Below are 12,856 nucleotides of genomic sequence, written 5' to 3'. Positions count from 1 at the left end.
CATACCTCCTATCCGTTATCACGCCCCGACATCAATTTGAAACGTTCCTTTTGCGTTACCTCTGGATATTTCTCATGATCCACAGGACTAGCAAACATACCAAGGGGGCGAATATAAGTTTTTCGTTCACCATATAATTGTTGATACACTACAAAGGGTTCTCCTGTTTCCGAATGAACCGCAATGTCTTTTACATAGTAATACATCCCTTTAAAGTGACGATATAAGCCACCAACCACTATTTCTTGCATATAACCTCCAACAAATCATGTTGTTACGAACGAAATCAGCTTTCATCGCTTTTTATTGTAACACATAAAAACGGCCTACTAAAAGAGGTCTTGACTAATTATTTATCATCTATATTTATCTACTATGTCTCTTAATTTTAGCTTTATACCAAACACAAATGGAACGCAAATTGTATGTATCATTTGCGTTCCATGTTAACAGGGGATATTCTATTTTCGTTTTATTGCGTATAACCTCTTCAGGATTGATTGTTTACTTCTTAATCCAAGACATCAAGCCTCGAAGTTCTGCACCAACTTTTTCGGATTCATGATTAGCTGCTTTTTCACGACGAGCATACAATTTTTTGAAACCATCTTTATAATCTGCCAAGAATTCATCAGCAAACGCACCCGATTGAATATCAGCCAATACTTGTTCCATTTCCTTACGCGTTTCTGCTGTAATTAATTTAGTACCCGTCGCATAATCACCATATTCAGCGGTATTTGAAATAGAGCTACGCATAGTATGAAAACCACCTTCATAGATAAGATCTACAATTAATTTCATTTCATGAACACATTCAAAATACGCATTAACTGGATGGTATCCTGCTTTGGTCAACGTTTCAAACCCAGCCTGCATTAATTCACAGATCCCACCGCAAAGAACAGCTTGTTCGCCAAATAAATCGGTCTCTGTTTCTTCACGGAAGGTTGTCCCCAAGATACCTGCACGGCCAGCACCAATGCCCGCGGCCCAAGCCAAAGCAAGTTCCTTTGTATCACCGGATGGATCTTTTTCAACCGCATATAAACTAGGCACACCACTACCTTCTTGGAATGTACGGCGTACCAAATGGCCCGGCCCTTTAGGGGCTACCATAAATACATTTGCATCAGCTGGTGGTACGATTTTCTTATAATGAACATTAAAGCCATGAGCAAAGCCAAGATACGCCCCTTTTTTAAGATTGGGCGCAATATCTTTTTCATACGTTTCAGCTTGCAACTCATCAGGAATCAACACCATCACTACATCGGCCCCTTTAACCGCTTCCGCTGTTGTTTTAACAGGAAGGCCATCTTTTTCAGCGACTTGCCAAGATTTAGAACCGTCACGAAGACCTACCGTTACATCCATACCGCTCTCTTTTAAATTAAGCGCATGGGCATGCCCTTGCGAACCATAGCCAAGAACTGTGATTTTCTTACCTTTTAATGCGTCCAAATTGCAATCTGCGTCATAATATACTGTTGCACCATAGATTGTTCCTGCCATAATAATACCTCTCTCTCTGCTAGTTACCTAGCTAACCAATACCCCCAACGAATTTTGTATATACACTACATTCGCTGTAGAATACCTCCAAATAAAATATATGCTTATAATCGTTCGCCACGGCTCATAGCCGTTACGCCCGTTTTAGCCATTTCTAATACGCCATATGGTTTCATAATATCAATAAAACCACGGAGTTTTTCTTCATCGCCAGTCAATTCAATAATGAGTGATGTGGGCGCTACGTCCAGTACATTACCACGATAAATCGTGGCAATTTGTACAATTTGTGACCGCGTTTGATCATCAGCCTTCACTTTAATAAGCATCAGTTCACGTCGTACCACATCCATTTTGGGAAAGACTTTCACTTTGACAACATCGATGATTTTATAGATCTGTTTTTGAATCTGATCTAACGTATTGCTATCTGCATCCACCGTCAGTGTCATCCGCGCATATCCTGATTGAACCGTAACACCAGAGGTCATTTTTTTCACTGAATAGCCGCGACGATTAAATAAAGCTAATACCCGTGCCCCAATGCCTGGGGTATTTTTTGTAATCACTAAGATTTGGTGTTCATTACTCATCATCAGCCACCCCCTTGGCACCACGCATCGCCGCCACGGTCATGCCGGCGGGAATCATAGGATATACATTCTCTTCTCGCTCAACAACACATTCAATCAAAACGCCTTCATCCGAGGCTAATTCAGCTTCTAATTTAGCCTTTAAATCGTGTTGGCCTTCAATTTTTACACTGCGCACGCCATAAGCCGCCGCCAATGTTTGAAAATCAGGATTAACCGACAAATCAACAAAAGAATATCGTTTATCATTAAACAATTCCTGCCATTGCCGAACCATACCTAAATACGAATTATTAAGTAATACTACTTTCACAGGCAACTGATATTGTTTAAGTAACATCAATTCATGGGCCGTCATTTGTAAGCCCCCATCACCAACAATGAGCACTACTTTTTTATTCGGTTGACCCACTTGCGCCCCAATGGCCGCCGGTAAGCCAAATCCCATGGTGCCCGCACCGCCAGAAGTAACAATACTATTCGGGGCTCGATAAGTAAAATATTGCGCCGCCCACATTTGATGCTGTCCCACGTCCGTTACGATAATGGCTTCACCTTGTAGTAATTCATTCAAAGTCGCTAATACTTTTTGTGGCACCAATCGGTCTGCCGCAACCTGGCGATATCGAAGCGCATACGCCTCTTTCCACGCTTTCGTCTGCTTACACCACGCTTCATGCGTACTTTCTGGTAACACTGCATTCATCGCTTGTAGCACTTGTTTCACATCGCCTACAATCGGTACATCTACACTGCGATTTTTTTCAATTTCCGCAGGATCAATATCAATATGAATAATCTTAGCCTGCTTGCAAAAAGCCTCTGGATTGCCAGCAATACGATCATCAAAACGAATACCCGCCGCCAAGACCACATCCGCTTCCTCAGTGGCAAAATTGGCGGCTGCAGTGCCATGCATACCGAGCATACCGAGAAATAATTCATGCCCCCCAGGGAAAGAGCCTAGCCCTAGCAAAGTATTGGTTACCGGTATCTGTGTTTTTGTGGCTAATTCATATAACGCCTCCGAAGCCTGTCCTTTTAAAATACCAGCCCCTGCAATAATTAAAGGCCGCTTAGCTTCTTGTAATAATTTAACTGCTTTTTTTATCTGCAATGGATGACCTTTATAATTTGGCTCATACCCTTCCAATGTAAAAGGCTCTTCACAAAGTCGCTCAAATTCGGCCCTTGAAATACTTGCCAACTGTACATCTTTAGGAATATCCACTAATACAGGGCCTGGTCGCCCTGTCGTAGCAATATAATGCGCTTCCCGTAAAATACGCGGTAAATCATAAATAGACTTCACCAAGTAATTATTTTTAGTAATTGGCATTGTTATTCCTACAATATCTGATTCTTGAAAGGCATCTTTCCCCAATAAAGACCGGCCTACTTGTCCCGTAATAGCTAATATAGGGACAGAGTCCATATGAGCCGTCATTAAACCAGTCACTAAATTCGTAGCGCCTGGCCCTGAGGTAGCCAAACAAACACCGCACTGACCAGTAGCTCGTGCATACCCATCAGCTTCATGCGCCGCCCCTTGCTCGTGACGCGCAAAATAGTGATTTAACCCCTTATATTTATAGATTTCATCATAAATTGGGATAACGGCGCCACCAGGATAACCAAAGAAATCTCTAATTCCTATACGGTGCAGCGTTTCCAGTACTATACGTGCCCCATTGATGGTATCGCTACTCATGTGTTCACATCCTCTCTCATCTCTCCTACTCTCAATGTATCATATTACTGCTAACTATTTATATGCATCAGATTCCTTACCAATACACACATCAGCGAATCACGCCCCTCTACTCATTGACTTCGCTCGTATTAATGCGATGGATAGTATAGCCATGCTCTGCAAACACTTCCGTAATCCGCTGAATATGGTCTTCCCCATTCGTTTCCACTGTTACTTGCAATTCCACTTCATGGAAGCGATCTAAATTTTTAAATTGATTATGTTCTAGTTTGATTACATTAGCATTTTGTCCCGCTACAATTTGTGAAACGGCCACCAATTGTCCCGGTTTATCCGGTAAATTAACGGAGAAGGTGAAAATACGTCCACGCAGTACAAGCCCTTTGTTAATCATAGACGCAATTGTTAATACATCAATATTACCGCCACTTAAAATAGATACTACCTTTTTCCCTTTTTCTTTCAGTTTTTTAAGCCCTGCTACTGATAAAAGCCCTGCATTTTCACCAACAATTTTATGCTTTTCAGCCAGTAATAAAAATGCTTCCATTAATTCATAATCAGATACTGTCACGATTTCATCGACATATTCTTTAATATATCCCAAAGTCACATCACCGATTTGTTTCACGGCCGCCCCATCAGCGATGGTACTGACACTATCTAAAGCGACCGGTACATCGGCCTGTAAAGCAGCCACAGCACTGGCCGCCCCTTCTGGCTCAACCCCCACAATTTTTATGGATGGATTTTTTAATTTAGCAGCGGCCGCTACCCCAGCTACCAAACCACCACCACCAATCGGCACTAATAAAATATCGGCATCAGGCAACTCTTCTAACACCTCTAACGCAATTGTTCCTTGACCTTCAATAACATCTTCATCATTAAAAGGATGAACAAATACATAGCCATGTTCTTGTTGTAATCGAACCGCTTCCGCATAGGCTTCATCATATACTTCACCAGCTAATACTACCTCAGCCCCATACTGCCGTGTAGCCTCTACTTTGATAAGCGGACTTGGCTTAGGCATAACAATTACTGCTTTCGTGCCTAATTTTTGTGCTCCTAACGCAACGCCCTGCGCGTGATTGCCTGCTGAAGAAGCAATAACACCACAAGCCTTTTCCTCTTTAGTCAATTTGGCAATCTTATTATAAGCGCCCCGTAATTTAAAGGATCCTGTACGCTGTAAATTTTCCGGTTTAATATATACATCATTCCCTGACTCTTCGGAAAATACAGTACTGTGAATCAATTTTGTTTTAACCGTCACAGTACTTAATCGCTCGCGTGCTTCTATAAAATCATAAAGTGTTAACATCGTACCAATCCTTTACTCCTCTTAATATCTCTTTTAGTTCTATCTATACTCAAGTTCTCTCTATTCGATTCTCTCACTCTCAAGTTTTAAATTAAACGCTCTCTCAACGTTTCTTTTATACTCTCAAATCTATATTAAGTTCTCTCTACTCTATTCTCACGCCTCATAAGCCTCTTTAATATTTCTCAACAGCGCCTTCCGCTGCGGAGGATACATGAGTCGCATATTTTCTCAAATATCCCTTAGCCCCCGAATCATGAGGGACTAATTTAGCTTTACGCTGTGCCAATTCTGTTTCACTTAACTGTACGGCCAATTTACGATTTGGAATGTCAATTTCGATAATGTCACCTTCTTCAACCAGTGCAATCGGCCCCCAGCCGCTGCTTCTGGTGAAATGTGACCAATCGAAGCTCCACGTGTAGCCCCTGAAAACCGACCATCAGTAATAAGTGCTACTTCTTTACCTAAGCCCATACCAGTAATCGTAGAGGTAGGTGTTAACATCTCTGGCATCCCAGGACCACCCTTAGGCCCTGCATAACGGATTACAACTACATCCCCTTTCTTAATCTGATTGCCTGTAATGGCAGCGCAAGCGTCTTCTTCGCTGTTAAAGACACGCGCCGGTCCGCTATGAACAAGCATTTCAGAATCTACAGCCCCTGCTTTAACCACAGAACCATCTGGTGCTAAATTACCAGTTAGTACAGCAATCCCCCCTGTTGGATATACTGGTTCATGCCAAGGATGAATCACATCTTCATCAAGCACCTTAGCTACTTGTGCCAGTTCACCTTGTGTAACTAAAGCTACCGTCTTAGCCGCTTCATGAAGTTTCTTTGCTTCTTGCAATCGATGGAGCACGGCACTAATACCGCCAGCCGCATATAAATCTTCAATAAAGTAAGAACCTGATGGTGACAATTTTGCTAACTGTGGCGTAGTCTGCGCAATCGTATCAAAATCAGCCAATGTAAGGGGCACGTCTGCTTCATAAGCGACTGCTGGTAAATGGAGCGCTGTATTGGATGAGCCACCGAGCACCATATCAACAGCCACAGCATTTTCAAAGGCTTCACGAGTCAAAATATCACGAGGTCGTAAATCAGCTTTAAGCACGTCCATAATTTGAAGCCCTGCCCGTTTAGCTAATCGAAGTCGCTCCGAATATACAGCAGGAATAGTTCCATTACCAGGGAGCGCCATCCCCAAAGCTTCGGTTAAACAGTTCATCGTGTTTGCCGTATACATACCGGAGCAAGATCCACAAGTAGGGCACGCTGTCTCTTCAAGCTCCGCTAATTCCGCTTCACTCATAAGACCTGCTTCTACTTTACCAACCGCTTCAAAAACATCACTAAGTCCTACCCGCTTGCCTTTATGTGTACCGGCTAACATCGCCCCACCACTAACGAAGATAGACGGGAGATTTAGTCTAGCTGCGGCCATTAACATACCAGGTACAATCTTGTCACAATTCGGAATGAATACGAGCCCATCAAAGGGTGTTGCCATGGCCGTAGCTTCAATTGAATCAGCTACAATCTGCCGTGTTACTAAGGAGTATTTCATGCCTATGTGATTCATGGCTGTCCCATCACAAATCCCAATCGTATTAAATTCCATAGGAATACCGCCCGCTTCGCGAATGCCGTCTTTTACAGCTTGTACCAGATTGCGCAAATGCATATGGCCAGGAATAATTTCATTAAAGGAATTGGCAATGCCAATAACAGGTTTACCAATCTCTTCATTCACAAATCCTAACGCTTTTAGTAAGGACCGATGAGGCGCTCTCGCTACGCCTTTCGAAAAATTATCACTACGCATGTTCTTCTCTCCTTTGCCATCACCAGATGATGTAATAAAAAAAGACGATTCCGAAGAATCGTCTTAAAAGTACCGCATAAACTATTCGTATTGTCTCTCACAAGTATAAAAATGTACTACATGGCCTAAGCTATTTCTTATTAGCTTGCAAAACCTCGCTGTGAGGTAAGCTCAGGCACATGATTTGTGGAAACTTTCAAGACGATGTCTGTTAAGTTGTTTTCATGGCTAATGACGATAATGTCAATAATAATGAGCAAGCTAATAATGACTACCACAAAACCTAACATGACATGTCCTCCTTTCCACTGTATACAAATGTGCTATGTAGCACGTAAACTCAAATTAAATCTCTCGATGCATCCACTGTGTGTGTATCGATGTACATTATATTAGCACTCTATTTCTAAAATAGCAAGTACTAATTTTATTTTTTTCAAATTTTACAAACAAATATCCATATTCATTGCACAATAAAAAAATGCACTGCAAGCATATATTCACTCGCAGTGCATATCAAGTATTAATTCAACATAACCCGTTAATGCTAACTAACCTCAACCAATCTATTCTGATACACTCTCATTAGTCACGTTCGTTTGCCCTAACACACTATGTTTACGGCTGTAGCCCATATAAATTAAGAACCCTAACAGACTCCACCCCACAAAGAGCTCGATAGTATGAGCTGATAACTGAGAAAATACAAAACCACAAAAGATAATCGCCAACGGTGCTACCACATATACAGCAGGACAGCGAAAATCTCGTTTCACATCAGGATATACACGGCGTAACACCATAATGCCTAAAGCCGAACACATAAAAGCGAATAAGGTCCCGGCCGAACACATTTCAGCGACTATATGAATAGGTGTAAATCCTGAAATCAACGCCACCACTACCCCTACAATCATGGTTATAATATGTGGCGTACGATATTTTTTATGAATCCGACACAAACTATGAGGGATTAACCCATCACGGCTCATAGCATAGAAAGCGCGTGTCTGTGCATAAATCATAACCAACAATACTGTCGATAGCCCACAAAGAGCACCTGTTCCTACAATCGCTGAGCCAGCCCTCATCCCTACATACTCTAATACATACGAAGCGGGCGCTGCCGTATCTAATTGTGGATAAGGTACTACACCTGTCATAACAACACTTACGGCAATATATAAAATCGTACAAATCACAAGGGACGCAATAATCCCTATCGGCATATCCACCTTAGGATTCTTGGTTTCTTCAGCGGCCGTAGCTAAGGAGTCTACTCCTAAATACGCAAAGAAAAGAATGGCTGTACCAGCTGTCACCCCTTGCCACCCATAAGGTAAGAATGGATCCCAATTAGCTGGATCAACATGAGGCGCCGCTAAAAATAAAAATAGAAAAATTGTCCCTACTTTAATCAATACCAATACACGATTTACTTTTGCACTTTCACGAATCCCTAATACAAGCAGACTCGTAGCAAAAAGGACTACCAACACAGCTGGTAAATTAATGATACCACCATCATGAGGGACGGCCGTTAAAGCATGTGGTAAATCAATGCCTGCTGCATGTAATATCCCCACTAAATAAGCCGACCAACCACCGGCTACTGCACTAGCTCCAACGGAATATTCCAGAACAAGGCCCCAGCCGACCCACCAGCCAAAAAACTCACCTAACGATGCATAGGTATATGTATACGCACTGCCTGATACAGGTAACATCGCCACCAGCTCACTATATGCCAAGCAAACAAAGGCACATGTGACAGCAGCTAATACAAACGATAACATGAGACCAGGCCCTGCATAATTGGCGGCCCCAATACCAGTTAAAACAAAAATACCAGTTCCAATAATAACACCAAGACCTAGTAACGTCACATCAAAGGCACTAAGCGCTTTTGATAATTTTTTCTCCTCCGCCACGGCTGTTAAATCAGCCAACGGCTTCCTACGCAACCAACTCACAAAAATCCTCCTATACTACTTAAGCTACTGTTTTACTTATCCATTATACACTATTCTTTCCTTTTTTCGACATATAAAAATGAGTAGTTCTCAAGAGAACTACTCATTCATTACTTCACAATATTTTAAGGCTCAAGCCAAACTACAACTAACAGATTGACGGCCTCTCAGTTGCTTATGCCACTGATTTTTCTTCTTCACCATGGACTTGTGGTTTAGACACAAGCGTTTTATGAATGAAACCAATAATTAAACCAGCTACCGTAAATGTTACCCAACCCATGCCAACATCATGGAATGGTACATAAGTAGCAAACCATTGACCAAAGGCACCAAGATTAACTTCAGCCGTTTCACAACCACTTACAAATGCACTAATCAAAGTTAAACCAATAGTCCAAACGTAGACACACTGACGACCTTGGAATGTATTATTCAAAAATGCTAAGGCAATAATAGCAATTGTCAATGGATATAAGAACATTAACACAGGGATAGCGGCTGAAATAATAGTTTTCAAACCATACATCCCAATAAAGAAAGATACAACTGAGAAAATAACAGCATATAATTTGTAATTAATCCCTGGGAATACACGATAGAAGTATTTTGAACAGGAAGTAACAAGACCGATACTAGTTGTTAAACACGCTAACAATACAATAACCGCCAAGATAAGGGCACCAATACTACCAAATAATAACTTAGCACTTTCTGCTAAAACAGGCGCTCCTGTATCTAAAATCCCTAGTTGACTTACACTGGTCGCACCGATATTAGCCACAAAAATATATACAAAACCAAGCCAAGCTACCGCAATTAAACCAGCCTTAAACGTAGCTGAAGTAACTTCCTCTTTCGTTTGTGCCCCAGATAATTTAACAAAATCAATAACAAGAATAGCAAATACTAAAGAAGCTAACGCATCCATCGTATTATAGCCATCTAAAATACCTTGTACAACAGCAATCCCCGAAGTAGCATACGCATCCGTTGGAGCTTGATAAGACCCCATTGGCGTTACCAATGATTTAATAATCAATGCACAAATACTAAGTAACAACAATGGCGTTAAGACTTTACCAATACGATCGACTAATTTAGCCGGATTAATTGACAACCAAAGAGTAAGTAAGAAGAACACCATTAAAAAAATCGTCTGTGACATATCAGTAGCGCCACTACCTAAAAATGGTTTTACTGCAATTTCATAGGATACTGTACCTGTACGCGGAATAGCGAACGCTGGTCCAATTGTCAAATATAATAATACCGTATAAATAAAACCATACACAGGATGTACTCGACTTGCTAATGCCTGTACGTCCTTCGATCCAGAGTAGCCCATAGCCATAACACCAAGCAATGGCAAACCTACCCCTGTGACGATGAAGCCTAAAACAGCCCACCAAATATTTTCACCCGCTTGTTGTCCTAAGGACGCAGGGAAAATTAGATTACCAGCTCCAAAGAATAGAGCAAACAACATCAAGCCAATAGCTATGTAGGCTCGATTGCTTAATTTAACATTTTCCGTATTCATAATCCCCATCCTCTCTCATTAAATTAAGGTTTGCCTATGATTATACAACGTTTTTAAGAATTGGACAAATGTATTTTGAAATATTCTTCAATTTTATTTATTACATTTTCGCATACTTGTTACCCTAATTAGAAAACTCTATAAAAATACGCATCACACTAACCATGTAGAATGCGTATTTTCACTACTTTTACAGCCTTTTACAACGTATACAAGAATTGATAAAAGAAACCATAAATCATCAAAATTTTTTATTAATTATACATTAAATTTCAAGATACACTTCGAATATCTACTTTTACATCATAAAAAGTACTACCTTCGGCAAAATCAGTCAGCCTTGATGAGGTTAAGGCATTGATTCCATGTGTTTCATCCGAAGAATATCGTTGCCACCATACTCCATAGGAAACGACCGTCTTAGGACGCACTCTTTCATCAAAGAACACAGGCAACTGTAAAGTTCCTTGTTCATTGTATAATTCAATCCGTTCCCCTTCTACAAGACCTAATGCCTTACCATCTTCAGGATGTAACCAAGCACTCATAAGGGGTTTTTGTTGATCAAACACGCGTTCACAGAACGAAGAGTCTAAAATTCGAATATCTGGTGCATTAATCAGATGAAAGGCCCCTTTGGCAATCGTCGCATTATGCGGCGCCATATACGTAGGCAATGCAGGGGTTTCTTGCGGATTATACATTTCAATTTTGCCCGACTTAGTTTTAAAGCGGAGCTTATAATCCTCAGGAACAGGCATTTCAACAGGTTCGCCAGATAGTAACTTGGCCTTATCCGCCTCACTCACATGAGTAGCGGCTGCCAAAATATCATGAATTAAGTCTAAAGCCGTTTTATCAAAGAAGGGATCAGTAATCCCCATCGCTTTAGCAATCAAACAAATGGTATCCCAATTAGACTTACTTTCACCAATAGGTTCAATCGCTTTATACCCAATAGCGCTCGTATAATGACCATATGAATTATAAATATCATCGGCTTCTACCGAAGACGTCGCTGGCAACACAATATCTGCATAATTAGCCGTATCCGTTAAAAAGCGTTCATGCACGACTGTAAATAAATCGTCACGTAGTAACCCTCGTCGCACTTGGTTTTGATCAGGTGCTGTTATAGCTGGATTCGAAGAGTAAATGTAAAGGCAACGAATCGGACTTTCTGTTTGATTTAAAATGTCACCTAATTTTACCATAGGCACCGTAGGCACCACTTTACCAGCATGAACATCCCAAGACATGAGACGATCATTAATATAATAACTTCCTTTAGCATCACTCAACATGCCACCACCAAGATGTTCATAAGCACCTACCACGGCTGGCAAACAAGCAATAGTTCGTACCGTCATTCCCCCATTACCATAGCGCGATAAACCACTACCCAAGCGAATAAACGGTGCTTTGGCTGTGCCATAAGCGTTAGCTAATGCTTCCAGTTGTGCCACTGGCACGCCTGTAATCGCCGCTACATGCTCAGGTGTAAAATCAGGTAAAACTTCCCCTACTAATTTATCGTAACCAATTACATGATTAGCAATAAAATCACGATTAACTAAATGATCTCGCTCTAAAATATATAAAATTCCTAAAGCTAAGGCACCATCAGTACCTGGTTTTGTAAGAATCACTTCATCCGCTTGATCACAAGTAATCGAACTATAAATATCAATAACCCAGACCTTAGCCCCTCGAGCTTTAGCTGCCTTTACATCATGCATAATATGGATATCAGTGGCCAACGCATTTAAGCTCCATAAAATAACACAATCGCTATGGCTCAATTCTTGTGGCCGCGTACCAAACGTATTGCCCATAATCATCTGCCAACCATACGTTTTAGCTGGGGAACAAATGCCACGATTATGTCGCACCGCGCCTAAACGAGCAAACAATGGAAACCCCGCTGCTTTCTGAATAAGCCCCATAGTCCCTGCATAAGAGTAAGGCATAATACTTTGACCACCATATTCTTCAATACTAGCTTTAAAGCGTTCAGCAATGGTAGCCACTGCTTCGTCCCAACTAATTGGTGTAAACTCACCAGACCCTTTAGGCCCCACCCGTTTTAGCGGTGTCGTTAACCGCTCAGGCGAATGGACGGTTTCTTCATAATGAGCCATTTTAGGGCAAAGCATACCTCTTGTAAATGCATGCTTAGGGTTCCCCACAACCTTAGTTACTTTCCCATCTTCAGTGGTTACGACGAGCCCACAAGCATCGGGGCAATCGTAAGGGCATACTGCATTAATCTCTCGTCTTGTCATACTATTGACTCCTTTATCTCAACTTTTTGCTATTATATATTTAATCAGGACCTTTAAATAGTTAACACTTAAA

The 12,856-nt window shown here is 41.3% G+C and carries 9 protein-coding genes and 1 pseudogene; all 10 read right to left on the bottom strand.

Annotated elements, in window-relative coordinates:
• Window positions 1–8: 8 nt before the first annotated feature.
• The 10 genes and pseudogenes from DYE54_RS07420 to DYE54_RS07380 all read right to left on the bottom strand — a co-directional run bounded on the left by DYE54_RS07420 (window position 9) and on the right by DYE54_RS07380 (window position 12,783).
• Window positions 9–251 (bottom strand): DUF1653 domain-containing protein, encoded by a 243-nt coding sequence (locus tag DYE54_RS07420; protein WP_115310639.1) that lies wholly within the window; start codon window positions 249–251, stop codon window positions 9–11.
• Window positions 252–504: 253 nt separating this feature from the next.
• Window positions 505–1,515, bottom strand: coding sequence for a ketol-acid reductoisomerase (ilvC, locus tag DYE54_RS07415; RefSeq protein WP_115310638.1), 1,011 nt, complete (start codon window positions 1,513–1,515; stop codon window positions 505–507).
• A 104-nt stretch (window positions 1,516–1,619) separates the two neighbouring features.
• Window positions 1,620–2,108, bottom strand: coding sequence for an acetolactate synthase small subunit (gene ilvN, locus DYE54_RS07410; RefSeq protein ID WP_115311112.1), 489 nt, complete (start codon window positions 2,106–2,108; stop codon window positions 1,620–1,622).
• Window positions 2,101–3,819 (bottom strand): biosynthetic-type acetolactate synthase large subunit, encoded by a 1,719-nt coding sequence (gene ilvB, locus DYE54_RS07405; RefSeq protein ID WP_115310637.1) that lies wholly within the window; start codon window positions 3,817–3,819, stop codon window positions 2,101–2,103. Before ilvB ends, ilvN begins: the two co-directional genes overlap by 8 nt.
• Window positions 3,820–3,928: 109 nt before the next feature.
• A complete protein-coding gene (gene ilvA / locus DYE54_RS07400; protein ID WP_115310636.1) occupies window positions 3,929–5,149 on the bottom strand; it encodes a threonine ammonia-lyase in 1,221 nt (406 codons plus the stop codon).
• Between the two features lie 175 nt (window positions 5,150–5,324).
• A pseudogene (gene ilvD / locus DYE54_RS07395) lies at window positions 5,325–6,982 on the bottom strand (dihydroxy-acid dehydratase).
• Window positions 6,983–7,122: 140 nt separating this feature from the next.
• On the bottom strand, window positions 7,123–7,272 hold the full coding sequence (locus DYE54_RS10155) for a hypothetical protein (RefSeq protein WP_172460576.1): 150 nt from the start codon (window positions 7,270–7,272) through the stop codon (window positions 7,123–7,125).
• A gap of 276 nt (window positions 7,273–7,548) precedes the next feature.
• Window positions 7,549–8,955, bottom strand: a complete 1,407-nt coding sequence (locus tag DYE54_RS07390) for an amino acid permease (protein WP_115310635.1) — start codon at window positions 8,953–8,955, stop codon at window positions 7,549–7,551.
• Window positions 8,956–9,130: 175 nt separating this feature from the next.
• Window positions 9,131–10,498 carry a branched-chain amino acid transport system II carrier protein gene (gene brnQ, locus DYE54_RS07385; protein ID WP_115310634.1) on the bottom strand — a complete coding sequence of 456 codons (1,368 nt, stop codon included), beginning with the start codon at window positions 10,496–10,498 and terminating at the stop codon, window positions 9,131–9,133.
• A gap of 272 nt (window positions 10,499–10,770) precedes the next feature.
• Window positions 10,771–12,783, bottom strand: coding sequence for a molybdopterin-containing oxidoreductase family protein (locus tag DYE54_RS07380; protein ID WP_115310633.1), 2,013 nt, complete (start codon window positions 12,781–12,783; stop codon window positions 10,771–10,773).
• Window positions 12,784–12,856 lie beyond the last annotated feature (73 nt).

Source organism: Veillonella criceti, assembly GCF_900460315.1.
GTDB classification, from domain to species: Bacteria; Bacillota; Negativicutes; order Veillonellales; family Veillonellaceae; genus Veillonella_A; species Veillonella_A criceti.
The sequence above is the reverse complement of the archived record's forward strand: the minus strand, read 5'-3'. Positions and strand labels throughout refer to the sequence as shown.